This window comes from Lysobacter sp. GQ73, assembly GCF_059758755.1.
Genome location: NZ_JCAXEE010000012.1, coordinates 35,490 through 57,464, shown reverse-complemented (window position 1 = coordinate 57,464; position 21,975 = coordinate 35,490). Strand labels below are relative to the sequence as shown.

Annotated in this window: 25 protein-coding genes; 13 read left to right on the top strand and 12 right to left on the bottom strand. The window is 69.9% G+C overall.

The genetic code is table 11. The features are described 5' to 3' along the window. A partial coding sequence (locus AC6CH2_RS22340; RefSeq protein WP_498271133.1) for a hypothetical protein occupies positions 1-1,242 on the bottom strand: 1,242 nt, incomplete at its 3' end. Positions 1,243-1,738: 496 nt separating this feature from the next. Here AC6CH2_RS22340 and AC6CH2_RS22335 point away from each other — a divergent pair. Further along, on the top strand, positions 1,739-2,611 hold the full coding sequence (locus AC6CH2_RS22335; protein ID WP_498271132.1) for a GNAT family N-acetyltransferase: 873 nt from the start codon (positions 1,739-1,741) through the stop codon (positions 2,609-2,611). Between the two features lie 90 nt (positions 2,612-2,701). Here the strand turns inward: AC6CH2_RS22335 and AC6CH2_RS22330 are convergent, their stop codons facing one another. The 6 genes from AC6CH2_RS22330 to ftsY all read right to left on the bottom strand — a co-directional run bounded on the left by AC6CH2_RS22330 (position 2,702) and on the right by ftsY (position 7,589). Next, the gene (locus tag AC6CH2_RS22330; protein ID WP_498271131.1) at positions 2,702-2,959 is read right to left on the bottom strand and encodes a DUF6289 family protein; all 258 of its coding nucleotides are present in this window, start codon (positions 2,957-2,959) and stop codon (positions 2,702-2,704) included. Positions 2,960-3,061: 102 nt separating this feature from the next. Next, positions 3,062-3,316: a DUF6289 family protein gene (locus AC6CH2_RS22325; RefSeq protein WP_498271130.1), complete on the bottom strand. Its 255-nt coding sequence runs from the start codon at positions 3,314-3,316 to the stop codon at positions 3,062-3,064. Positions 3,317-3,445: 129 nt separating this feature from the next. Beyond that, complete coding sequence (locus tag AC6CH2_RS22320; RefSeq protein WP_435396747.1) at positions 3,446-3,715, bottom strand: oxidative damage protection protein; 270 nt, start codon at positions 3,713-3,715, stop codon at positions 3,446-3,448. A gap of 76 nt (positions 3,716-3,791) precedes the next feature. After that, the gene (gene mutY, locus AC6CH2_RS22315; protein ID WP_498271129.1) at positions 3,792-4,913 is read right to left on the bottom strand and encodes an A/G-specific adenine glycosylase; all 1,122 of its coding nucleotides are present in this window, start codon (positions 4,911-4,913) and stop codon (positions 3,792-3,794) included. A gap of 10 nt (positions 4,914-4,923) precedes the next feature. After that, the gene (locus AC6CH2_RS22310) at positions 4,924-6,228 is read right to left on the bottom strand and encodes a hypothetical protein (protein WP_498271128.1); all 1,305 of its coding nucleotides are present in this window, start codon (positions 6,226-6,228) and stop codon (positions 4,924-4,926) included. Between the two features lie 14 nt (positions 6,229-6,242). Continuing rightward, positions 6,243-7,589: a signal recognition particle-docking protein FtsY gene (gene ftsY / locus AC6CH2_RS22305; protein WP_498271127.1), complete on the bottom strand. Its 1,347-nt coding sequence runs from the start codon at positions 7,587-7,589 to the stop codon at positions 6,243-6,245. A gap of 77 nt (positions 7,590-7,666) precedes the next feature. On the opposite strand from ftsY, the gene rsmD reads away from it, so the two are divergent. The 8 genes from rsmD (at position 7,667) to AC6CH2_RS22265 (ending at position 14,287) form a co-directional block, all read left to right on the top strand. Next, positions 7,667-8,293: a 16S rRNA (guanine(966)-N(2))-methyltransferase RsmD gene (gene rsmD / locus AC6CH2_RS22300; protein ID WP_498271126.1), complete on the top strand. Its 627-nt coding sequence runs from the start codon at positions 7,667-7,669 to the stop codon at positions 8,291-8,293. Between the two features lie 91 nt (positions 8,294-8,384). Further along, positions 8,385-8,888, top strand: a complete 504-nt coding sequence (coaD, locus tag AC6CH2_RS22295; protein ID WP_435397415.1) for a pantetheine-phosphate adenylyltransferase — start codon at positions 8,385-8,387, stop codon at positions 8,886-8,888. Between the two features lie 28 nt (positions 8,889-8,916). Continuing rightward, positions 8,917-9,411, top strand: a complete 495-nt coding sequence (locus tag AC6CH2_RS22290) for a hypothetical protein (RefSeq protein ID WP_408953090.1) — start codon at positions 8,917-8,919, stop codon at positions 9,409-9,411. A gap of 359 nt (positions 9,412-9,770) precedes the next feature. Further along, entirely contained in the window at positions 9,771-10,019 is a 249-nt protein-coding gene (locus tag AC6CH2_RS22285; protein ID WP_498271125.1) for a YfhL family 4Fe-4S dicluster ferredoxin, read from the top strand. A gap of 56 nt (positions 10,020-10,075) precedes the next feature. Then, on the top strand, positions 10,076-11,788 hold the full coding sequence (gene ggt / locus AC6CH2_RS22280) for a gamma-glutamyltransferase (RefSeq protein ID WP_498271135.1): 1,713 nt from the start codon (positions 10,076-10,078) through the stop codon (positions 11,786-11,788). 103 nt (positions 11,789-11,891) lie between these two features. Continuing rightward, positions 11,892-12,473, top strand: coding sequence for a hypothetical protein (locus tag AC6CH2_RS22275; RefSeq protein ID WP_498271124.1), 582 nt, complete (start codon positions 11,892-11,894; stop codon positions 12,471-12,473). Positions 12,474-12,629: 156 nt separating this feature from the next. Beyond that, positions 12,630-13,529 carry an MBL fold metallo-hydrolase gene (locus AC6CH2_RS22270; RefSeq protein WP_498271123.1) on the top strand — a complete coding sequence of 300 codons (900 nt, stop codon included), beginning with the start codon at positions 12,630-12,632 and terminating at the stop codon, positions 13,527-13,529. Beyond that, on the top strand, positions 13,526-14,287 hold the full coding sequence (locus AC6CH2_RS22265; protein ID WP_498271122.1) for a TMEM43 family protein: 762 nt from the start codon (positions 13,526-13,528) through the stop codon (positions 14,285-14,287). Before AC6CH2_RS22270 ends, AC6CH2_RS22265 begins: the two co-directional genes overlap by 4 nt. A gap of 132 nt (positions 14,288-14,419) precedes the next feature. On the opposite strand, the gene upp is transcribed toward AC6CH2_RS22265, so the two are convergent. The 5 genes from upp to AC6CH2_RS22240 all read right to left on the bottom strand — a co-directional run bounded on the left by upp (position 14,420) and on the right by AC6CH2_RS22240 (position 17,533). Then, entirely contained in the window at positions 14,420-15,055 is a 636-nt protein-coding gene (upp, locus tag AC6CH2_RS22260) for a uracil phosphoribosyltransferase (RefSeq protein WP_498271121.1), read from the bottom strand. A 263-nt stretch (positions 15,056-15,318) separates the two neighbouring features. After that, on the bottom strand, positions 15,319-15,441 hold the full coding sequence (locus AC6CH2_RS22255; protein WP_498271120.1) for a hypothetical protein: 123 nt from the start codon (positions 15,439-15,441) through the stop codon (positions 15,319-15,321). Further along, positions 15,426-15,629, bottom strand: coding sequence for a hypothetical protein (locus AC6CH2_RS22250; protein WP_498271119.1), 204 nt, complete (start codon positions 15,627-15,629; stop codon positions 15,426-15,428). The genes AC6CH2_RS22255 and AC6CH2_RS22250 overlap by 16 nt, the downstream gene beginning before the upstream one ends. A 52-nt stretch (positions 15,630-15,681) precedes the next feature. Continuing rightward, on the bottom strand, positions 15,682-15,924 hold the full coding sequence (locus tag AC6CH2_RS22245; protein ID WP_057917401.1) for a hypothetical protein: 243 nt from the start codon (positions 15,922-15,924) through the stop codon (positions 15,682-15,684). Between the two features lie 109 nt (positions 15,925-16,033). Then, complete coding sequence (locus tag AC6CH2_RS22240; RefSeq protein ID WP_498271118.1) at positions 16,034-17,533, bottom strand: aminotransferase class III-fold pyridoxal phosphate-dependent enzyme; 1,500 nt, start codon at positions 17,531-17,533, stop codon at positions 16,034-16,036. Positions 17,534-17,947: 414 nt separating this feature from the next. Here AC6CH2_RS22240 and AC6CH2_RS22235 point away from each other — a divergent pair, with 414 nt between their 5' ends. The 4 genes from AC6CH2_RS22235 (at position 17,948) to AC6CH2_RS22220 (ending at position 21,914) form a co-directional block, all read left to right on the top strand. After that, positions 17,948-18,178: a hypothetical protein gene (locus tag AC6CH2_RS22235; RefSeq protein ID WP_498271117.1), complete on the top strand. Its 231-nt coding sequence runs from the start codon at positions 17,948-17,950 to the stop codon at positions 18,176-18,178. Next, on the top strand, positions 18,175-20,046 hold the full coding sequence (locus tag AC6CH2_RS22230; protein WP_498271116.1) for a CIA30 family protein: 1,872 nt from the start codon (positions 18,175-18,177) through the stop codon (positions 20,044-20,046). Before AC6CH2_RS22235 ends, AC6CH2_RS22230 begins: the two co-directional genes overlap by 4 nt. An 81-nt stretch (positions 20,047-20,127) precedes the next feature. Beyond that, positions 20,128-21,315: a sensor histidine kinase gene (locus AC6CH2_RS22225; protein ID WP_498271115.1), complete on the top strand. Its 1,188-nt coding sequence runs from the start codon at positions 20,128-20,130 to the stop codon at positions 21,313-21,315. Further along, positions 21,312-21,914 (top strand): response regulator transcription factor, encoded by a 603-nt coding sequence (locus AC6CH2_RS22220; protein ID WP_031372940.1) that lies wholly within the window; start codon positions 21,312-21,314, stop codon positions 21,912-21,914. The genes AC6CH2_RS22225 and AC6CH2_RS22220 overlap by 4 nt, the downstream gene beginning before the upstream one ends. Positions 21,915-21,975 lie beyond the last annotated feature (61 nt).

Genomic DNA, 21,975 nt, shown 5'->3' with positions numbered 1-21,975 from the left:
GTTCGCGCCGTTGGCGGTGCAGTTGGCCGGCAGGGCGCCGGCAGTCCAGCCGGCCGGCAGGGTCGCCACCACGGTAAAGCCGTCGTCGCCGTCGGTGGCGCCCGGGCCGCGATTGGTCGCGGTCAGCACGATGTTCTGCAACTGGCCATAGTTGCTGTAGGCCGGTGCCGGCGTGGTCAAGGTCACCGCGATGTCGGGCAAACCGGTGACGTTGAGCGTGCAGGACGAGTCTTGTTCGTTGAGCAAGGCGATGCCGGTCAGGCAGGTGCCGCTGGAGACGAAGGTGTTGGCGGCGATGCCGCTTGGCCGCTGGCTGATCGCCGCGCGGTAGTTGCTGCCGGGCAGCACGTAGATTTCGCTCGCGGTCTGCACGGTGGCGAGATTGGCCGCGGCATCGGCATGCGGCGTGCGGCCCGCGCCGGTGGTGCCGGCGCCGTTGTCGAGCAGGGTCGTGCCCTGGGTCAGGTTGACCAGCCAACCGCTGCCGCCGCGGGTCTGGTTCCAGGCGAAATCGGTGAAGCTCAGGATCGCCGAGTGGCGCGCCTGCAGCAGGGTGCCGCAATACACGTTGATGCCGTCGTAGCCTTCGCCGCCGGCCTGCATGTACAGGCCCGACACCAACGAGGTGGCGGTGTTGCTGCAGAACGGTCCGCGCGCGACGTGGGTGGGCTGGCCGACCATCGTCTCGCGCACGCCGACTTCGACGCTGGTCGAGGTGCCGGTGGTCATGCGAACCCAGGAGTTCGCGCTCAATGTCAGCGGCCGGCAGACCAGGTTCAAGGAGGAGGACCACGGCGGGTATTGGCCGTTCGACCATTCGCGATCCCAGCCGCCGAACTGGTGCACGAGTTGGTTGGCCGGGCAGTAGCCGGTGACTTCGGTGCCGGGCTCGGCGTAAGAGCCCGACAACACGTCCGGGGTGCCGTTGGCGTTGCGGTTGACCACGCTGACCGTGGTCCCGTCGGTGGTGATGCCGCCGCAGTACAGCCCCACGCGGTTGGTCATGCCGCGGGTCGAGCTGATCCCGGCGCTCATCGACTTGTCGCGGTGATAGCCGCCGCGCACCACGGTGCCGGCCTGGCACTGCAGGGCGCCCGAGCCGACGTCGCCTTTATTGGTGCCGATGGTGCCGGTCGGGCTCGCCCCGGCCTGCACGCCGATGCCGGCCTGGCCGTGGGCGGTGCCGATGCCGGCCGCCGAAAGCGCGAGCAGGCACAGGGGAAGCAAACGTTTTGCCGACATGCGGGGACGATCCTTGCGAGGCTGGAGCGCGATCGGGCGAAAGCGCCGTTATTGTGATCTGGGTCGCAAAAATTGTGCCATCCGTCACAGTTTTGAAGGAGGTCCTTTCGGCTGGGCGCCGACGGCGCCCCGGCCGCCCGTGCCCAGGAGCCGTAAATTCCGCAGGGTGCCGCTTATGGTCAGTTTTTGACTTCGAGGGCGGTTGAGAGCCCCCGAAGGCGCTGGCGGCGATCGGCGGCCGTGCTCGATCCGGTAGAGCGAAGGCGCAGCTTCCCGGGACTGCCGGCAGCAACGACCTGACCCAGGGGCGGGAGCGCGATGGTCGCAGCGCCGCGATTTGACACTCGCCGGCGTGCGCACTACGGTGCGCGTCCCCATCACCGTCATCCGGCGGGCCCAGAGGGACAACATGTCTGAGAGTGTAGCCACCCGCTAAACCTTCACTGCGTGAAGGTGGGTAGACGCGTCGAGTTCGTTCGCCATTCGCGCAAAGCGGATGCGCGCCGCCGCGTCCGTTTCGGCTGCAACCGACATCAGACATGACTATTTCGCAAAACAGGCGGCGCGCGCTGCGCGCGTCCGCCCACGGTGGGGTCGTCCACCATCGCCGCGCCATCGGCGCGCACTGCATCGCCACTCACATCGCTTGCCGCGATTCCGCCGGCACGCCCCCGACCCGCTGCAGGCCTTCGTTCTCGTCCGCACGGCCGTGGTCCCCGCACTCAATCGGCTCGCCGCCGCCGCCCGGCATCCGAAGAGGCCTGAGCCCGCGACGGCACGCACACCGGAGGCCGACATGCTGAGCCTGCTGATGTTCAGTCGCGTCCGCCCGGAACCCGCATCCGAACAGGAGAAACCCATGCGCATCGAACCTGAAAACACCGCTCACCATGCCGGCATCGACGCCGTCACGCGCGCGGCCTTCGCCGGCGACGGCGAAGCCGAGCTGGTCGAACGCCTGCGCGCGGACGGATTGGTCCGACTGTCCCTGGTCGCCGTCGACGGCGATCGAGTGGTGGGGCATGCGATGTTCACCACCCTGCATGTCGCCGTCGACGGACGCCCCGTCGACGCGCTCTGCCTCGCGCCGGTATCGGTGCAGCCGCAGCGTCAGGGACTAGGCATCGGCTCGATGTTGATCCGCGAGGGGCTCGCGCGGGCGCAGGCGCTGCGCTGCGAAGCGGTGGTGGTGCTCGGCCATGCCGCGTACTACCCGCGCTTCGGTTTCTCCGCGGCGTTGGCCGGCAAACTCGCCGCGCCGTTCGCGGGCGAGTCGTTCATGGCGCTGGAACTGGTCGAAGGCGCGCTGACCGGCGAAGCCGGCGTCGTGGTGTATCCGCCCGCCTTCGGCATCGACGGCGGGCATTGAGCGCATCGCCTAAAGACGAAGCCCACCGGATCGGGTGGGCTTCGTCGTGTCGCAGGTCAGCCCGGCGCCGATGCGCCGGACGCGCACGACTCATGGTTCCCGACCGCAAGTGCTCTTGGCGTAGGTGAAATAGCGGGTGCGTTCGCCCCACTCGAAGGGCTCGCCGCAGTGGCCGTAGCCCAGGCCGCCGACTTCGACCGTGCGGGTCGCGTCGGAGTAGTAGGTGAAGACATAGCCTTCGCCGGGGCCGGCATGCGGCAACGCGGCGGCGGCCAGCGACACCGCCATGCCGGCGGCGAGCAGCAACAACGACAACTTGTTCTTCAAGGGTTTGTTGATTGCGGACATCGCGATTCTCCTCGAGGCCGATGCGCGGCACGCAGCGAATCCGGCCCGCTCGCGGCGGGCCGGACCGGTTGGCGACTTGCGCGCTGCGGCCGAAGCGGCCGATCAGGGTCGTGGATTGCAGGTGGTCTTGTAATAGGTCGAGTACGAGGTCATGCGGCCCCACTGGAAGGGCTCGCCGCAGTAACCGTAGGAACGACCGCCGACTTCGACCGTGCGCGTCGCGTCGGAGTAGAACGTGAAGGTGTAGCTCTCGCCCGGGCCGGCGTGCGGCAGGGCCATGGCGGCCAGCGAGACGAGCATGCCGGCGGCGAGCAGGAACAGCGACTTCGTCTTGAGTTGCTTATTCGACTTGAACATCAGGACTCTCCCTTGTGCCTGTGGACTCCGGACCGGCCGGAGTCCCCCGGTTCTACACGAAACCGGCGCATCGCCGCGATGCGGGCCACGAGCTTGTGGCCAAAAACGTGACGGATATCCTGCTGCGGATCAGGCCTGCGGCACGTAACCGTCCGGCTTGGCCGCGCCGCCGCCGAACAGGAATTTCTCCATTTCGCCTTCGAGGAAGGCGCGGTGCTTGGGGTCGAGCGGCGACAGCCGGTTCTCGTTGATCAGCATGGTCTGGTGGGCCAGCCAGGCGGCCCAGGCCGGCTTGCCGACGTGGGCGAACACGCGCTTGCCCAACTCGCCGGGCCAGGGCACGAAATCCAGGCCCTCGGCCTCGCGTTGTTCGTACTCGCAGAAAACGGTGCGGCTCATGCGGATGGTCCTGGGAAGTGGCGGAAAGTGGTGGGCGTCGTCGCGGGACGTCGTTCGCTCGCGCATCGGCGCGGCGTCACGACGACTCGATCAGTTTGCGGATCGGCGCCGGGATGCCGAGGGCGGCCAGTTCGGCGCGTTCGAACCAGCGCAGGTCGTCATTGTCGCGCACGCCGTCGCGCAAGGCGACCGGGCGCCAGCGTCGCGGTTGCAGTTCGAGTTTGTAGTGGCTGAAGGCGTGGGCGATCGGCGCCAGTTCCTCGCCGTCGCTGAACTCGCCGCTGACGTGAGCGGCGAACCACTGCGCTGCGCCGTCTTCGTCGTCGCTTTGAGGCAGGGTCCACAGCGAAGCCCAGATGCCCGCCGGCGGACGGCGCTGCAACAGCACCCGGTTGTTGCGGTCGAGCAGCCACAGCACCTGCGCATGGCGTTGCGGCGCCACCTTGCCGGGCTTCGGCGTCGGCAGTTCGGTCACCCGGCCCTCGATGCGCGCGACGCAATCGTGTTGCAGCGGGCACAGGATGCAGGACGGGTCGCTGCGCGTGCACAAGGTCGCGCCGAGATCCATCTGCGCCTGGGTGTAGTCGGTCATGCGCGCATGCGGCAGATGCGATTCGGCCAGCGCCCACAACTGGCGCTCGATCGCCGGCAGGCCCGGATAGCCGGCGATGCCGTGATAGCGGCTCAGCACGCGCTTGACGTTGCCGTCGAGGATGGCGTGGCGGTCGTCCCAGGCTTGCGAAAGAATCGCCGCGGCGGTGCTGCGGCCGATGCCGGGCAGGGCGGTCAGGGCGTCGATGTCGCGCGGCAGCTCGCCGTCGTGGCGTTCGACGCAAAGCTTGGCGGTCGCGTGCAGATTGCGCGCGCGGGCGTAGTAGCCCAGCCCAGACCACAGGCCCAGCACGGTATCGAGAGAGGCCGCGGCGAGCGCAGGCAGGGTCGGCAGGGCATCGACGAAACGCTCGAAGAACGGCGCGGCGGTCTTGACCTGGGTCTGCTGCAGCATGATCTCCGACAGCCATACCCGGTACGGCGTGCGCGGATGCTGCCAGGGCAGGTCGTGACGGCCGCTGACGTCGAACCAGGCCAGCAGGCGGCTGGCGTAGGCGTCGTCGCCGGCGGCGTGGGAGGCGATCTGGCTGGCTGCGGCCACCGCGGCGGTCTTGCTTGTGGGTGGCTTCGTCGCGCGCTGCTTCATGCGGCTGTTTTCATTGGAGCGGTGGAGTCGCGGCTGGCGTGGGTGCGGCGGTCGCCGGCGTCGCGTCGTCTTCGATCTCGATCTCGACCCCTTCGAGGGTGGCGCCGGACACTTCGATCCGCGGCGTGCTCAGGCGGCCGCTCAACGGCGGCAGCAACGGGCCTTCGTTCGCGTCGACCCAGTCCAGCACCGCCGGCAGCCGGAAGCGGCCGTCGAAGCGGGTCTGGTCGCGTCGCAGGCGCAGCGCGCTGTCGCCAGAAAAATCGGCCGGACCGGCGTAGTCGAGCACGAACGGCAGCGGCGACTTCGACTGCCCCAGCGGCGGCGGCAGCGCAGGCCAGGCCTGCGGCCATTGCGCGAGCACGCCGTCCAGATGCAGTCGCAGCTCCTCGCCGAAGGCGAAGCGCCCGCTCGCGTCGAGCTGCGGTATCGCGTCCTTGCCGCGCAAGGCGGCGCCGAGCGGCGCCAGGGTCAGCGTCGCATCGCGATAGCGCAGCGGCCCGGCCAGGCCGAATACGAAGGGCAGGTCGGTGTCGCCGGCGCGGTAGCGCGCATCGGCGCCGAGGCGCAGGCGATCGAGGCCGAGGCCGTCGTCGCCGGAATGCAGCAGGGCGCCCAGGCGGATCCGCATCGGCAGGGTCCAATCCTTGGCCTGCACCTCGACCCCGCCGGACAGGCCGAGGCCGCGCGCGAGCGCCGGGCGTTGCAGGGTCGCGGCGAGGTCGAACGGAACCTGCACGCCGGCGCCGAGCACGCGTCCGCCCAGGCGCGCCCGCAGCGGCCGCTGCGGGTGCAATTCGGGCGCCGACAGCGAGAGTCGTGCGATCGACCAGCCCGCGCCGATCACCTGGCCGCTCACGATGCTCAGGCCCTTGCTCAGAGTCGGAATCCGCATGGGCCCGGCCGACGGCGGGCGTGTCGCCAGCCAGGCCTGCAAGGCGGCGACATCGAGTTGCGGCGCATCGAGTTCGACCCGCTCTACCTCAAGCAGCTCGCCGGCGGCGCGGATCGTGCGCCACGGCAGGGCGAGGTAGACGCGCTCGGCGCGCAGCAGCGGCACCGCCGCGCCGGGCTGGCGCGCGACCACGTCGCGCACCGCCAACATCGGCGTTCCGCGCAAACGGTACTCGCTGGCGCCGCTGGCGGTGATCTCCAGCCCGAGCGCCTTGCCGACCTGGCCCAGCAGGATGCCGCTGACCTGGCTGGGTTGCGACACCCAGCGCAGGGCGAGCGCGGCGGCCAGCAGCACGACCGCGGCGATCGCGATCCGCTTACCCGAGCGCCGCGCCGGAGCGGCCGTGGTGGTCGCGGGCATGGCGAGGCCGCGCCTCAGCCGCCCAGCGCTTCGGGCAGCAGGGCGTCGACGAAGGCCTCGGCATCGAATACGCGCAGATCCTCGGGGCGTTCGCCGATGCCGGCGAAACGGATCGGAATGCCGAACTCGCGCGCCAGCGCGAACACCACGCCGCCCTTGGCGGTGCCGTCGAGCTTGGTCACGACCAGACCGGTGACGCCGACCGCGGCATGGAACTGGCGCAACTGCGACAGCGCGTTCTGGCCGGTGGTGCCGTCGATGACCATCAACACCTCGTGCGGCGCGGTCGCGTCGACCTTGGACAGCACCCGGCGGATCTTGCCGAGTTCGGCCATCAACCCCTGCTGGGTGTGCAGGCGGCCGGCGGTGTCGGCGATCAGCACTTGGGTACCGCGCGCCTTGGCGGCCTGCAGGGCGTCGAACGCGACCGAGGCGGCGTCGGCGTTCTGGCCCTGGGCCACGACCGGCACGCCGTTGCGTTCGCCCCAGGCCTGCAACTGCGCGACCGCGGCGGCGCGGAAGGTGTCGCCGGCGGCGAGCATCAGCGGGCGGTTCTCGTCGCGGAAGCGCTTGGCCAACTTACCGATGGTCGTGGTCTTGCCGACGCCGTTGACGCCGACCGTCAGCACCACGAAGGGCTTGGCCTGGGTGTCGATGACCAGCGGCCTGGCGACCGGCCGCAGCATCGCAATCAGGTCGGTGCGAAGCGCCGCGAGCAGGGCGTTGGCGTCGGCGAACTCGCGCGACTTCATCCGCTTGCGCAGGCTTTCTACCAGTTGGGTGGTGGCGGCGACGCCGACGTCGGCGGTGATCAACGCGGTTTCGATCTCGTCGAGCAGGTCGTCGTCCAGGCGCGGGTTGCGCGAGAACAAGCCGCCGAAGCTGCGCGCGAACACGCTGCCGCGCAGGCGTTCGCGCCAGCCGGACTTGCCCGCGGCGGCGGCCGGCTTGTCGATGTAGTCGGCCGGCCGGGATTCGCCCGGCACCGAGATGACCGTGGCCGACGCGGCGGCCGGCGCTGCAGCCGAAGTGGTCGCCGGCATGGAAGGAGCGGCGGCCGGCGCCGCCGGCAGCGGCGGCTCGACTTCGAGCGCGGCGGCCAGGACTTCGGCCGGCACCGGCGGCTCGGGCGCGGGCTGCGGGACGGGCTGCGCGGCGGCAGGCGGCTGCGGCGCAGCCGGTTCGACCGCAACCGGTTCGACTGCGGCAGGCGCGGCCGCGGGCGTTTCGGCCGGGGGTTGTGCAGGCTCGGGCCGCGCGTTCGGAAACGCCGCGGCCAGTTCTTCGGTGGTGAAACGGCGTTCGGAAGACGGGCTTCCGCCGGCGGTTTCGGGCTTCTTGCGGCGAAAAAAACTGACCATTCGGGAGGCTGGGGGCGAGAAGGCGCGGGGATGCGCGAGAATGCGCACATGCTAGCACCGGCCTCCAGGCGCCCCCGATGAAGACTCCACAGCGCGGCCCGCGTCGCGTTTCCGCCGCCCCGACCGGCGGCGCCCCGACCGGCAAGGTCCGCATCATCGGCGGGCGTTGGCGCGGCACCCGCCTGGCCGTGGCCGATGCGCCCGGCCTGCGCCCGACCTCCGACCGCGTACGCGAGACCCTGTTCAACTGGCTGATGCCGGTGCTGCCGGGCGCGCGCGTACTCGACCTGTTCGCCGGCAGCGGCGCGCTCGGCCTGGAGGCGCTGTCGCGCGGCGCCGCCTCGGCGGTGCTGGTCGAACGCGACCCGGCCCTGGCTGCGGAGCTGCGCGCGCTGACCGGCCGGCTGCAAGGCGGCGAGGCCGCCAGCGTGGCCCAGGCCGATGCCCTGGCCTGGCTGGCGGCCCAGCCGCGCGCCGGCGAGGGCGCGCCGGGCTTCGACCTGGCCTTCGTCGACCCGCCGTTCGCGGCCGGCTTGTGGAACACGGTATGGCCGGCCTTGTTGCCGACGCTGGCGCCTTCGGCCTGGCTGTACGTCGAATCGCCGGCGCAGGTGGCGATCGATCTGCCCGGCGACTGGCTGCTGCATCGCGAAGGCGCCACCCGCGAGGTCCGCTACGCCGTGTACCGCCGCCTGGCGCCGTGACCGGGCCCGGCAGGCGGCTGCTACACTGCGCCGCATCCGGCGGGGGCGGCCTTTCCCGCTCCCCGTCATTCCAGCAGCGAACGACCATCGAATGAGCTCGGCCCGCAACCGAATCGCCGTCTATCCCGGCACGTTCGACCCGATCACCAACGGTCACATCGACCTGGTAGACCGCGCCGCCCCGTTGTTCGAACGCCTGATCATCGGCGTGGCCGAAAGCCCGGGCAAAGGACCGGCGCTGCCGCTCAAGACCCGGGTCGAACTGGCCCGCAAGGCGGTCGCCCACCAGCCCAACGTCGAGGTGCGCGGGTTCGACTCGCTGCTCGCGCATTTCGTCGCCCAGGTCGGCGGCGGGGTGCTGCTGCGCGGGCTGCGCGCAGTGTCCGACTTCGAATACGAATTCCAGCTGGCGAGCATGAACCGGCACCTGATCCCGGAGGTCGAGACCTTGTTCCTGACTCCGGCCGAGCAGTACGGCTTCATCTCGTCCTCGCTGGTGCGCGAGATCGCCCGCCTCGGCGGCGACGTCTCCGGCTTCGTGCCGCCGGCCGTGGTCGACGCGCTGCAGGCCGAATGGCAACGCAACAAACACTGATCACCAAACAAACACCAAGGGGCAAACAATGAAAACTTCCTCCCGCCTGCTGCTGATCGCCTGCCTGGCGCTGCCGTTCGTGGCCGCCTGCCAGAAAGAGGAGAAGAAGGAAGCCGCGGCCGAGACCGCCGCGCTGCCGGCGCCGAAGACCAGCGACGAAAACGCCTGGAACGCCTACCTGACCGACGTCGTCCAACGCAATCTCGACGGCGTCAGCGGCAGCACCTACGTCTACGTGCTGCCGGCGCCGGAAGCGCCGACCTTCCAGGGCGACTACGAGCGCATGCTCGAAAAGGCCCAGACCGACCTGTCGCGCGGCATCCTCGAAGGCAACCTGGTCGCATTCGGCTCGCCGAATTCGGCCAAGACCGCCGACCTGGTGGTCGCTTCGTTCGCCAAGGTCGAGCCGACCACGATGAAGGGCGTCAAATTCATCTTCATCGGCGACGCCGCCGACAACGAGCGCGTCAAGGCCGCGGTGGCCGCGTCGTCGGTCAACTACGTGTTCGTCGAAGCCAAGTGATCCATCCGCCCGGCCGCTGAGCCGGCCGGGATCGTCCGGGGCGCCTGGCGCCGGCCGGAGCTGTATCCATTCGGGCCGCATCTGCGGCCCGAATCTTTTCAAAACCCCGGCATCGGCGGCCCGAGTCTTTCCAGCCACGAGCCGCACAAGCGGTCCGGATCGTTCGTCGGCCTGGCGGTTCCGGCCGGCCTGCCGCTGTTCGCACCGCCATGCGGGCGGGCAGGGCCCTTGCATATTCACGGCCCATGCCCGCGGCACGCAGCATCCCGGCGCTCGGCTATGCCGGCGGACGCCCAAGCCCTACACTGCGAGCTCCATGCCGGCAATGCGACCCCGCGGCTCGCCGGCGACCAGTGCCCATGTCGCTCAAGATCAACGAACTCTGCGTCAACTGCGACGTCTGCGAGCCAGCCTGCCCGAACCAGGCCATCTCCCAGGGCGAAACGATCTATGTGATCGACCCGGCGCGTTGCACCGAATGCGTCGGGCACTACGACGAACCACAATGCGTGGTCGTTTGTCCGGTCGAATGCATCGACCCGGACCCCGACCACGTCGAATCCGAGCCGCAATTGCTGGACAAGCTGCGGCGTCTACAGCAGGAGTGAACACGATGCGCAAGGCGTTGCGGCTGCGGGCCGGTATGAAGTCTCCCATCTGCCTGATGGCCACGCTGCTGCTGATCGCCTCGCCCGCGCTGGGCGCCGACGGCGGCGCCCGCGCGCCGGCACGCAGCGCAGCGGCCGCCAGCGCGGCCGCGCATCCGCCGGGCACCGCGATCGCCAGCGCGCATTCGCTGTCGACCCAGGCCGGGCTGGAAATCGTCCGCGCCGGCGGCAACGCCTTCGACGCCGCGATCGCGGTGTCCTCGACCCTGTCGGTGGTCGAGCCGATCAGTTCGGGCATCGGCGGCGGCGGTTTCTTCCTGCTGCACGACGCCAAGCGCAAGCGCGACATCTTCGTCGACGCGCGCGAGACCGCGCCGGCCGCGGCCACGCCGGCGGCCTATCTCGACGCCAAGGGCGAGCTCAACCGCGACCGCGCCACCAACGGCCCCTGGTCGGCCGGCATTCCCGGTCTGCCGGCGGCGCTGGTGCACCTGGCGCAGAACTACGGAAAGCTGCCGCTGAAGACCTCGCTGGGGCCGGCGATCCGGATCGCCCGCGAAGGCTTCGAGGTGTATCCGCGCCTGGAAAAAGGCTACGGCAGCCGCCGCGAGGTGATGGAGCGCTACCGCGGCACCCGCGAGGTGTTCCTCGCCGACGGCACGCCGCCGAAGGCCGGCGAGACGCTCAAGCAGCCGGACCTGGCGCGCACCCTGGAACTGCTGGCCGAGAAGGGCTTCGACGGTTTCTACCGCGGCGACGTCGCCGCCAAGCTGCTGGCTTCGGTCAAGGAAGAAGGCGGCCAGTGGCGCGCCGAGGAACTGGCCGGCTACAAGGTGCGCGAGCGCGAGCCGCTGCGCTTGAAGTACCGCGGCTGGGACATCGTCACCGCGCCGCCGCCGTCCTCCGGCGGCGTAGCCCTGGCCGAGATCCTGCAGGTGCTGCAGGGCTGGGACCTGTCCAAGCTCGATCCCGCGCACCGCACCCACGTTCTCGCCGAGGCGATGCGCCGCGCCTATCGCGACCGCACCATCTACCTCGGCGATCCGGATTTCGTGAAGATGCCGATCCGGCGCCTGACCAGCGCCGATTACGCCGCCGGCCTGCGCGCGACCATCCATCCCGAGAAGGCCACGCCGAGCGATCTGTTGTCGGGCCAGCCGGCGCCGCTGGAAGACGACGAGACCACCCACTTCTCGATCATCGACGGCGACGGCAACCGCGTCTCGGCGACCCAGACCGTCAACCTGCTGTACGGCTCGGGCCTGGTCGCGCCGGGCACCGGCGTGCTGCTCAACAACGAGATGGACGACTTCGCCCTGCGTCCGGCCACCCCGAACGCGTTCGGGGTGATGGGCTTCGAGGCCAACGCGCCGGCGGCGGGCAAGCGCATGCTCAGCTCGATGACCCCGAGCTTCCTGGAATCGTCCGATCGCGTGGTCGCGGTCGGCGCGCCCGGCGGCAGCCGCATCATCACCCAGGTGCTGCTGGCGATCCTCGCCTACGACGCCGGCCTGCAGCCGCAGCAGGTCGCCGCGCAGCCGCGCATCCATCACCAGTGGATGCCGGACGCGATCTCGGCCGAGCCCGGCGCGCTCGACGCCGCCACCGTCGCCAAGCTCCAGGCCATGGGCCACAAGATCAACGCCGGCGAATCGACCTGGGGCAACCTGCAGACGGTGATGTGGGACAAGCGCAGCAACACCTTGTCCGGCGGCACCGACCCGCGCAATCCGGTCGGCCAGGCCGACGTGCAGCCGAACAAGCCCTGAGGCGGCGCCCGCGAAACCGCCGCCGCGATGGCGCGACGGCGGTGCGGTGCAGTAGATTTCGCGGCATGGACGGCGTCGGCAGCAAGCGACAGGGGACAGGGCAGTGAGCGACGACAAGCGTTGGTATACCCGCGTGCCCGCGATCTCGATCGCCCTGGTCGCTTTCCTGGTGGCCTTGACCACCCTGATCAACAACGTGCGCGAGATCGGCGGGCTGAAGGACAAGCCGACGACACCGGCCGCACCCTCGCAGCCGGTCGCGACCGCTCCGGTCAAGCCAGCCGCGCCGCAGGCGCCGGCCCGCTACACGGTGCTGCTGACCCTGGAGAAGATCGAGGTCGTCAACGACGGCACCAACGGCAGCACGGCGTGGTCGTTCGACGTCAGCGCCGGCGGCCAGGACCTGTTCGCGCTGCCGTCGCGCGATTACCTGGACAGCGAAGCAGAGCGCATTGTCACGCCGCGCCCGACCGACCCCTCGATGGGGCGGGTGGTGCTGGTGGCCGGGCAGGAAATGCTGATCAAGATCAGCGGCCGCTCCTCCGGGTTGATCAGCAAGGCCGCCGCCAGCGGCAGCGCGACCCTGCTGGCCGAGCGGCCCTTGGCGCCGATACGCGTGATCGCCGGCGACGGCCGCGACGGCGAATTTATTTTTCACTTCGCCGCCGTCACCACGCCGCAATGACGCTGCCGACAGCGGGCGCAGGCCGGCGATCGGCAGCGCGCCGGGTGAGCGGCGCCTGTCCGCGATCCGCGGTTCGACCGCGTTCCGGCCCGAGGCCTGCGTTTGCGCAGTAAAATCGGGCCATCCCTCGCCAGTGCCCGTACGGGCGGTGCAGACATGAAACTCTGGTCGATCCTCGGCAACTCGCAAAAACTCGATGGCGGCGCGATGTTCGGCAACGCGCCGCGCGCGATGTGGGCGAAGTGGTCGCCGCCCGACGAGCACAACCGCATCGCCCTGGCGTGCCGGGCCTTGCTCGCCAGCCCGCTCAACGGCAAGACGGTGTTGTTCGAGGCCGGCATCGGCGCGTTCTTCGAGCCCAAGCTGCGCGAACGCTACGGCGTGGTCGAGGATCGCCACGTCCTGCTCGAATCGCTGGCGCGTGCCGGTTTCGCGCCCGAGGACATCGACGCGGTGGTGCTGTCGCACCTGCACTTCGACCATGCCGGCGGCCTGCTCGCGCCCTGGGCCGAGGGCGAGGCGCCGCGTTTGCTGTTCCCGAATGCGTCTTATCTGGTCGGGCGCGAGCATTACGAGCGCGCGCGCCATCCGCACGCGCGCGACCGCGCGAGCTTCATTCCCGAGTTGCCGGGCTTGCTCGAAGCCACCGGCAAGCTCGAGCTGGTCGACGGCGCGCATTCGAAACTGCTCGGCGACAGCGTGCGTTTCCACTACAGCGACGGCCACACCCCGGGCCTGATGCTGGCCGAGATCGTCGGCCCCGACAGCGTCGACGGCGAACCGCACGGCGGCGTGGTGTTCTGCGCCGACCTGATTCCCGGGCGGCCGTGGGTGCACGTGCCGATCACCATGGGCTACGACCGCAACGCCGAGCTGCTGATCGACGAGAAGAAGAGCTTCCTCAGCGACAAGCTCGCGCGCAACGTGCATCTGTTCTTCACCCACGACCCCGAATGCGCGCTCGCCCAGGTGGTGCGCGACGAGAAGGGCAAGTTCGGCACCGCCCACGAGGTCGCCGAACTGCAGGCTCGGACCTTGGCCGCATGGGCTGCGTGAGCGGACGCCGGCGCCGGGCGACGCTGGCCGTGTACGCCATCGTCTTGCTGGCGATGAGCCTGCTCGCGGGCACCGCGTTCGCACAGGCCGAAGACCCCGGCGAACCGCTCGGCGAACCGCGCAGCGGCAAGCGCCTGCTCGACCGCGACTTCGGCGTGGAAACGCGCGAGTTCGGGCTCGACCGCCGGGTCGAGATGTACCAATGGCGCTCGGTCGGCGCGGGATACGAGCGGGTCTGGAACGCAGCGCCGATCGATTCCTCGAAGTTCTCGCCCGGGCACGTCAATCCGACCCGCCTGCCCTTGGAGAACAAACGCTGGTGGGCCGACGCGGCGACCCTCGACGGCAAGCCGATCCGCCCCGACGTGCTGCGCGCGGTCGGCGAATGGCGGGTGTTCCGTCCGAACTTCAGCCGCCTGCCGGCGAATCTCGCCGCCACCTTCCAGCCCGAAGGCGACGGCCTCGGCAGCGCCGAAAACCCGCTCGACCCGCAGATCGGCGACTTGCGGGTGAGCTGGCGCGAACTGCGGCTGCCGCCCCTGGAAGGCAAGCTGGAACTGCGCGAAGGCAGTTGGCGCCTGCGGCCCGAAGCCGCCGCCGCGGCTTTGAGCGCCGCGCCGGCGCGCGAGCCGAATGCGGCGGCCTCGCTCGATCGCGACGGCGGCGGCTGGTCGCCGGGCTGGTTCGCCACCGCGGTGGTATTCGCGCTGATCCTGCTGTATCGCTTGCGCAAGCGGCGGCAACGAAAGAGTTCCTGAGCCCCGCGCGGGCTTGGCGGCCCGGTTTGGACATTCGATGCTTTGCCGAGTGCCGCGCGCGATGCCTTCTTCGCCGTAGGCGCTGGCGCGAACCCGGCCGGGCGCCAGGCTCGGCGCCGCCTGCGGCCTTGTTCAGGTGTAGTGCTTGGTGCCGAAGATCTTGTCGCCGGCGTCGCCGAGGCCGGGCAGGATGTAGCCGACCTCGTTGAGGCGTTCGTCGACCGACGCGGTGAACACTTCGACGTCGGGATGGCGCGCTTCCAGCGCCTTCAGGCCTTCCGGCGCGGCGACCAGGAACAGCCCCTTGATGCGCTTGCAGCCCGCGGCCTTGAGCAGGTCGACGGTCGCGATCAGGCTGCCGCCGGTGGCGAGCATCGGATCGAGGATCAACGCGGTGCGCTCGTCCATGCGGCCGGTCAGTTTTTCGTAGTAGCCGACCGGCTGCAGGGTCTGCTCGTCGCGTTGCAGGCCGACCACGCCGACCTTGGCCGCCGGGATCAGCTCCAGCACGCCCGGCAGCATGCCCAGGCCGGCGCGCAGGATCGGCACCAGGGTGACCTTGGCGCCCTTGATGCGGCGGGTGACCACCGGCCCGGCCCAGCCTTCGACCACGGCCTCTTCGGTTTCCAGGTCGGCGGTGGCTTCGTAGGTCAGCAGGGTCGCGACTTCCGAGGCCAGTTCGCGAAACGACTTGGTGCTGTTGTCGGCGCGGCGCATCAGGCCGAGCTTGTGCTGCACGAGCGGGTGGCGGACTTCGACGATTTTCATGAGCGGCCTTTCTACGTTGGTCTGCCGGGCGGTCTTGTGGGCAAGCATTGATGGTTGCGGGGCAGGGCGCAAGGGCGAGCGCGTTCGGCGTTGCACGAAACCGGCGAGGGCGGTCGAGTCGTCTGCCTTCGATCCGCGGCCGGCGCCGTGGTGCTGCGCGGGGTTTGCGGGCGCTTCCTCAACGGATGAGGCGAGAGCAAATCCCCCTGGCTCCCTTGTTCAAAAGGGGAACCCGGTAGGTTGGGACGGCCTGGGCCGGCAGCTTAATCGGCGATGGTGTACAGATTGTCGCCTTCGGCAATGGCCTGCTCGACGACGCGCGAGAACTCGTGCACTTGGCTGGGATCGGTGAACTTGGCCCTGATTCGCGTCAGCTCCGCTTGCAAGCGAGGCAACTCGCCGGACGGCATCCGGTGTCGGCGTAATAATCGTGCAACTTGCGCAACAGCGGATACTCGCCGTGCGGCTGGGCCCGGGACATCCATTGCGCATGCGGCATCTGGTCGATGGCGAACAATTTGCGCGAGATGTGCATCTCGCGCTCGTGCCGGGCCTGGATCAGGTCGAGGGCCATGACGGGGCGCAGGCCGGACCGCGACGTCGCCGCGGCCGGCACGCGTTCGGCCTCAGGCCGTGCGCACGTACTGGATCTCGACGCCGTCGCTGCTGCCGATGGCCGCGCGCAGTACGGTGATCAGCGAGCCGGCGTTGAGATGATCGATCTCGATCATGTCGACGGTGGCGTGGTCGATGAAGTAGTTCTGGTCCTTGCTGTCTTCTTCCTCCAGCGCCGCGACGAGGATCTGCAATTCCTCTTCGCTGATCTCGCCGATGTCGGCGCCGGTGTCCTTATTCGACAAACGAATCATTGTGTTCTCTGGAAGTGAGTGGAGAGGGGTGAGGAGCGAGTCGGGGGCAGAGCGAGAAGCGGCTGTCGCTCGCTCCTCGCTTCTGTACGCTCGCTTCTACGCAGCAGCCTCAGGCCGCGGCCGCCTGCTGCGCGCGCGGGCCTTCCTTGAGCGCGCGGCCGACCATCGACACCAGCAGTTCGATCTCGTCGCTGCCGATGGTGAAGTTCGGGGTGAAGCGCAGCGAGTTGACGCCGCCGTGGATCACGCCGATACCGCGCTCGCGCAGCCATTCCTCGGTCGAGCCGGCGCCGTAGCACTTGAACTGCGGGGCGAGTTCGCACGAGAACAGCAGGCCGGTGCCCTGGACCTTGGTGATCAGGCCGCCGAGTTCGCTCTTGAGCTTCTCCAGCTTTTCGACCGCCTCGGCGCCGCGGTTGCGGATGTTGGCCTGCAGTTCCGGGGTGACCTGTTCCATCACGGCGACGGCGACGTCGAGCGCGCGCGGGTTGCTGGTCATGGTGTTGCCGTACAGGCCTTTGCGGTACAGCGAGGCGGCGCGTTCGCCGACCGCCAGCACCGACAGCGGGTACTGACCGGCGTTGAGCGCCTTGGAATAGGTTTCCATGTCCGGCGCTTCCAGGCCTTCGAAGCCCGGGTAGTCGACGATCGACAGCACGCCGTGCGCGCGCAGGCCGGCCTGGATCGAGTCGACCAGCAGCAGCGAACCGTGGTTGCGGGTCAGCTCGCGCGCGGCGGCATAGAACGCCGGCGGCACGCCGCGGCCCGGGTCGCCTTCGCCCATCACCGGCTCCAGGAACATCGCCTCGACGAACCAGCCGTTGCTGTCGGCGTCGGCGAACACCTTCTTCAGCGCGTCGACGTCGTAGGGCTCGACGGTGATCACCGAGTCTTCGTTGCGGAAGCTGGCCAGGTGCTGCAGGTAGGCCTTGCGCGAGGAATCCGAATACAGCGCCGGGCGCTCGGTGCGGCCGTGGAAACTGCCCTTGACCACGACGCGCTTGATCGCGCGGCCGGCGTGGCGCGCGCCGGGGTCGGTCATCAGCTTGCTGTTGACGTCGGCGATGCGCGCGGCCAGCGACACCGACTCGGAGCCGGAGTTCAGGCAGAAGAAACGCTCGTACGGGCACTCGCCGCGGGTGGTGCCGATGGCCCCGCGCAGGGCGCGCTCGAAGCGCAGCTGCGACAGCGACGGGGTCATGATGTTGGCCATCACCTGCGGCTTGGCCATCGCCGCGATCACCGCCGAGGGGGTGTGGCCGAAGCCGAGCATGCCGTAGCCGCCGGAGTCGTGCAGCACCGCGCCCTTCAGGGTGATCACCCAGGGGCCGCGCGCGGCCAGGGCGATGTAGGGATTGACGCCGTCGTCCGGATAGAAATTGACGTAGCCGGCCTGCACGGCGTGGATCTGCGCGTCCTCGTCGAGGTCGAGCAGGTCGGCGTGCAGTTCGCGGGTCAGGGCGTACTCGGCCGCGGCCGCGGCGATCGCTTCGCCGAGCTCGGGGTGGGTCAGGGCGAAGCGGGCGACGGTGTCGTCGTCCAGGCCGATGGTGCGGCGTTTGCCGGCATGAGCGCGCAGCGGCGCGAGTTGGCTGAGCAGGTTGTTCATCGTCAATCTCCACAGGCCGGCGCGTGCGCGGCCTCTCCAGTTTTCGGCCGGGGCCGAAGGCTTCATCACATGGGAGACCGGTCCGCCTTCATGGCGAGACCCTCGCAGTTGCAGCGGCCAGGCCGCCAAGCGCCATCTCTCACACTCGTACAACGTAAGCGGCAACGAAAGATCGCCTCGACGACGCGCGCAAAAATTTTGCGTGGCGCATCCGGTTCTCGATGATTTTTCGTTTCAATTCAATAATTTATGCGAGTCTACCATGTCCGGATCGCGCCGATAACCCCCACCGCCGGGCTCGGCTCGGGCGAGGCGTGACGCTTGTCACCGGCGATGAATGATCTCGCCCACTGCCCCGGCGAGCGCCCGGGTACGACAGTAAGCGCACCTTCCGGAAGTCCGTGGAACCAGCCGATGAGCGCGATCCATCCCTTCCATGGCGTCGTCGCCGCGGCTGCGAGGCGACCCGCGCGCGGCCCGGTTGCGGCCGCCGTCGTGCCCGTCGCGATGCCGAGCGGCACGCCGGCCCGGTCCTGGCTGCATTGCGTTCCTTTATTGCGATCGCCGGCGGCCCTGGCCGCGGCCGCCGCCGCATCCTCCGATGACCGCGCCGCGGCCGTCGCCACCGAATGGAGCAGAACATGAAGATGGAAAAACCGTCCGTGCACGCCCAGGCCGCCGGCCTGTTGCTCGGCGCGATGCTGGGCTCGGGCGCGGCGCTCGCCGCCAATGGCGCCAATGGGAATGACGGCGTCGGTGGCGCCAATAGCGCCGGTGCGCCGGCCGCGAGCGCTAGCGAGCAGGCGCTGCCGGCGGCCTCGTTCGCGATCCGCCAGGTCCGCGTATTCGACGGCGAGCGGGTGCTGCCGACCGCCACGGTGGTGGTGCGCGACGGCCTGATCGCCGAGGTCGGGGCGGGCGTGGCGGTGCCGGCCGGAGTGCCGGCGATCGATGGCAACGGCGCCACCTTGCTGCCCGGCCTGATCGATTCGCACGTGCACAGCTGGGGCGAAGCGCGCAGCGACGCCCTGCGCTTCGGCGTGACCACCGAGTTGGACATGTTCACCGATCATCGCGGCCTGGCGGCGGCGCGCGCCGAGCGCGAGAGCCGCGCCCCGACCCGCAAGGCCGACCTGTGGTCGGCCGGCACCCTGGTCACCGCCAAGGGGGGCCACGGCACCCAGTACGGCATGCCGATCGCGACCCTAGACGATCCGGCGCAGGCGCAGGCCTTCGTCGATGCGCGCATCGCCGAGGGTTCGGACTACATCAAGCTGGTGCTGGAGCCCTTGCCCGACGCCGGCGGCAAGGCGCGCCTGAACACTTTGTCGGAAGCCTCGCTGCGCGCGGCGATCAAGGCCGCGCATGCGCGCAAGCGCCTGGCGGTGGTGCACGTGTCGCGCGCCGCCGATGCGGCGCTGGCGATCGACGCCGGCGCCGACGGCCTGGTCCACGTCAACGGCGACGTGCTCGACGACCCGAAACTCGTCGCCGCGATCAAGCGGCGCAAGGCCTTCGTGGTGCCGACCCTGACCGTAATGGCCTCGCTCCACCGTGCCGACGGTTCCGCGCGCACGCGCATCGCCGGCGACCAGCGCCTGGCGCCGTATCTGCGCGCGCAGCAGAAGGAGGAACTGGCCGCCAGCTTCCCGAGTGGATTCCACGACGAGCAGCGCTTCGACAACAGCCTGCAGAACGTGCGCCGCCTGCACGAGGCCGGCGTGCCTGTGCTCGCCGGCACCGATGCCGGCAACCCGGGCACCACACACGGTGCCAGCGAACACGGCGAACTCGAATTGCTGGTGCAGGCCGGGTTGACCCCGCTGCAGGCCCTGAGCGCGGCGACCGCCGTGCCGGCGCGCAGCTTCGGCCTCGACGACCGCGGCCGCATCGCCCGAGGCCTGCGCGCCGACCTGGTCCTGGTCGAGGGCGATCCGACCGCCGACATCACCGCGACCCGCGCGATCCGCTCGATCTGGAAGAACGGCCATCCGGTCGACCGCGCCATCGACACCGCCTTGCCGACGCTCAAGCCCGGCAAGGTCGCCTTGTTCGCCGGCGACAAACCCGGCGCCAGTTGGATCGCGTCCAACGATATTTACGTCGGCGGCAAGTCGAGCTCGCAGCTGGCGGCGATCGCCGAGAACGGCAAGCCGGCCACGCTTGCGGCCAAGGGCGAGATCGTCGCCGGCATCGCCCAGCCATGGGGCGGGCTGATGTTCGTGCCGGGCCCGGCGCCGCTGGCCTCGGTCGATGCGCGCGAGGTCCGCGAGCTCAGCCTGCGAGTGCGCGGCGACGGCCGCAGGCTCACGGTGATGGTGTTCTCCGGCAACGACATGCGCCGGCCGCCCGCCATCCAGCCGCTTTCGGTCGGCGCGCAGTGGCAGGACGTGCGGGTGCCGCTGGCGAGCATGACCGGCGTCGACCTGGGCAATCTGCGCGGCATCGTGCTGGGCGCCGGCGGCGAGCCGGGACCGTTCGCGTTCGAGATCCAAGCGGTCGAACTCCGCTAAAGTCCGCTACGCCGATGCGTTCCGGACCGGCGCCGGAACGCATCGCCACCGAGGTCTTGCCGACCTGTAAGGAGCTCGCTCATGCGCCTGCCGCCGCCCACGATGGATGCCCAGGACAACCTGCTCGGTTGGCACCTGGCGTCGTTGCTGTATCTGAGTTTCGTATTCATCCCGTTGTTCTTCTGGCCGCGGGTGCCGTGGTGGGTGGTGACCGCGGCGGTGACCTCGGTGCTGTTGTTCCTGCCGCTGTACTGGGCGTTCTATCGCAGCGGCTCCAGGCTGCGCCTGTGGCTGCTGCTCGCGGTGGCCTGCATCGGGTACGCGGTGATCCCGTTCGGCGGCGGGGGCGGCACTTACCTGATCTTCGCCTCCGGCATGATCGCCAGCCTGCTGCCGCTGGGCCGCGGCATCGCCCTGGCGGCGCTGCTGTTCGCCTTGCTCGCCCTCGAGTTCATGCTGCTGGTGCCGAAGGAGGCGATGCCGCTGTCGACCTTCCTGATCAATCTGCTGGTCGGCGCGATCGTGTTCGCCGGCGTGGTCGCCGCGCGCAACCGCGAACGCCGTCACGCCGAACTGCGCCTGACCCAGGACGAAGTCAAGCGCCTGGCCAGCCTGGCCGAACGCGAGCGCATCGGCCGCGATCTGCACGATCTGCTCGGCCACACCCTGTCGGTGGTGGTGCTGAAATCGCAGCTGGCCTCGCGCCTGCTCGCCCACGACACCGCCGCCGCCCACGCCCAGATCAACGAAGTCGAGCGGGTCGCGCGCGAAGCCCTGACCCAGGTCCGCGAAGCCGTCGCCGGCATCCGCGCCAACGGCCTGCAGGCCGAGCTGGCGGCGGCGCGGCTGGCGCTGCTGAGCGGCGAGATCAGCCTCGACCAGAAGCTGGCGACCGTCGACATTCCGCTCAACATCGAAGCCGCGCTGGCCCTGGCCCTGCGCGAGTCGGTGACCAACGTGATGCGGCATGCGCGTGCGCGCCGGGTCGATGTCGAACTGACCCAGGACCCGCGCGGCGGCATCGTGCTGCGGATCGCCGACGACGGCCGCGGCGGGGTGTCCAGCGAAGGCCACGGCCTGACCGGCATGCGCGAGCGCCTGCGCGCGGTCGGCGGCACGGTCGAGATCGAAAGCCCGAACGGCGCCGGCACCCGCCTGAGCCTGCTGGTGCCGCGCGAGGCGCTGGCCGTCGCCCGCCGCCTGGCTGCGCCCGCCTCACATTCCGCGCCGGCGCCCGCTCCGGCCCTGCTCGAACGAGGTCTCGCATGATCCGTCTGTTGCTCGCCGAAGATCAGGCCCTGGTACGCGGCGCGCTGGCTGCGTTGTTGAACCTCGAACCCGACATCGAGGTCGTCGCCGAAGCCGGCGACGGCGCGGCGGCCTGGGAAGCGGTCAAGCGCGTCCAGCCCGACCTGATCATGACCGACATCGAAATGCCGGGCATGACCGGCATCGACCTGGCGATGCGCGTGCGCGATTCGGGCATGTCGACCCGGGTCGTCATCGTCACCACCTTCGGCCGCGCCGGTTACCTGCGCCGGGCGATGGACGCCGGCGTGCGCGGCTACCTGCTCAAGGACGCCCCGGCCGGGCAACTGGCCGAGGCCCTGCGCCAGGTGCACCGTGGCGGCCGCGCGATCGACCCGCAGCTCGCGGTCGCCGCCTGGAGCGACGAAGACCCGCTGACCGAGCGCGAGCGCCAGGTCCTGCGCCTGGCCGGCGAAGGCTTGTCGACCGCCGAAATCGGCGAGCGCCTGCACCTGAGCCAGGGCACCGTGCGCAATTACCTGTCCGAAGCGATCGGCAAGCTCGACAGCAGCAACCGCATCGAAGCCTATCGCCGAGCCCGCCAGAACGGCTGGTTGTAAGCCGGGCGCAAGCGCCTGCGAACGCCGGCGCATCGATTGCCGGCTCGATCGCACCTCCCGG

What these genes read in the sequence shown, in the direction of transcription:
- AC6CH2_RS22335 (WP_498271132.1), top strand. Translation starts at nt 1,739, where the DNA reads ATGCGCGCCGCCGCGTCCGTTTCGGCTGCAACCGACATCAGACATGAC.
- AC6CH2_RS22330 (WP_498271131.1), bottom strand. Translation starts at nt 2,959, where the DNA reads ATGTCCGCAATCAACAAACCCTTGAAGAACAAGTTGTCGTTGTTGCTG.
- AC6CH2_RS22325 (WP_498271130.1), bottom strand. Translation starts at nt 3,316, where the DNA reads ATGTTCAAGTCGAATAAGCAACTCAAGACGAAGTCGCTGTTCCTGCTC.
- AC6CH2_RS22320 (WP_435396747.1), bottom strand. Translation starts at nt 3,715, where the DNA reads ATGAGCCGCACCGTTTTCTGCGAGTACGAACAACGCGAGGCCGAGGGC.
- mutY (WP_498271129.1), bottom strand. Translation starts at nt 4,913, where the DNA reads ATGAAGCAGCGCGCGACGAAGCCACCCACAAGCAAGACCGCCGCGGTG.
- AC6CH2_RS22310 (WP_498271128.1), bottom strand. Translation starts at nt 6,228, where the DNA reads ATGCCCGCGACCACCACGGCCGCTCCGGCGCGGCGCTCGGGTAAGCGG.
- ftsY (WP_498271127.1), bottom strand. Translation starts at nt 7,589, where the DNA reads ATGGTCAGTTTTTTTCGCCGCAAGAAGCCCGAAACCGCCGGCGGAAGC.
- rsmD (WP_498271126.1), top strand. Translation starts at nt 7,667, where the DNA reads ATGAAGACTCCACAGCGCGGCCCGCGTCGCGTTTCCGCCGCCCCGACC.
- coaD (WP_435397415.1), top strand. Translation starts at nt 8,385, where the DNA reads ATGAGCTCGGCCCGCAACCGAATCGCCGTCTATCCCGGCACGTTCGAC.
- AC6CH2_RS22290 (WP_408953090.1), top strand. Translation starts at nt 8,917, where the DNA reads ATGAAAACTTCCTCCCGCCTGCTGCTGATCGCCTGCCTGGCGCTGCCG.
- AC6CH2_RS22285 (WP_498271125.1), top strand. Translation starts at nt 9,771, where the DNA reads ATGTCGCTCAAGATCAACGAACTCTGCGTCAACTGCGACGTCTGCGAG.
- ggt (WP_498271135.1), top strand. Translation starts at nt 10,076, where the DNA reads ATGGCCACGCTGCTGCTGATCGCCTCGCCCGCGCTGGGCGCCGACGGC.
- AC6CH2_RS22270 (WP_498271123.1), top strand. Translation starts at nt 12,630, where the DNA reads ATGAAACTCTGGTCGATCCTCGGCAACTCGCAAAAACTCGATGGCGGC.
- upp (WP_498271121.1), bottom strand. Translation starts at nt 15,055, where the DNA reads ATGAAAATCGTCGAAGTCCGCCACCCGCTCGTGCAGCACAAGCTCGGC.
- AC6CH2_RS22250 (WP_498271119.1), bottom strand. Translation starts at nt 15,629, where the DNA reads ATGGCCCTCGACCTGATCCAGGCCCGGCACGAGCGCGAGATGCACATC.
- AC6CH2_RS22245 (WP_057917401.1), bottom strand. Translation starts at nt 15,924, where the DNA reads ATGATTCGTTTGTCGAATAAGGACACCGGCGCCGACATCGGCGAGATC.
- AC6CH2_RS22240 (WP_498271118.1), bottom strand. Translation starts at nt 17,533, where the DNA reads ATGAACAACCTGCTCAGCCAACTCGCGCCGCTGCGCGCTCATGCCGGC.
- AC6CH2_RS22235 (WP_498271117.1), top strand. Translation starts at nt 17,948, where the DNA reads ATGAGCGCGATCCATCCCTTCCATGGCGTCGTCGCCGCGGCTGCGAGG.
- AC6CH2_RS22230 (WP_498271116.1), top strand. Translation starts at nt 18,175, where the DNA reads ATGAAGATGGAAAAACCGTCCGTGCACGCCCAGGCCGCCGGCCTGTTG.
- AC6CH2_RS22225 (WP_498271115.1), top strand. Translation starts at nt 20,128, where the DNA reads ATGCGCCTGCCGCCGCCCACGATGGATGCCCAGGACAACCTGCTCGGT.
- AC6CH2_RS22220 (WP_031372940.1), top strand. Translation starts at nt 21,312, where the DNA reads ATGATCCGTCTGTTGCTCGCCGAAGATCAGGCCCTGGTACGCGGCGCG.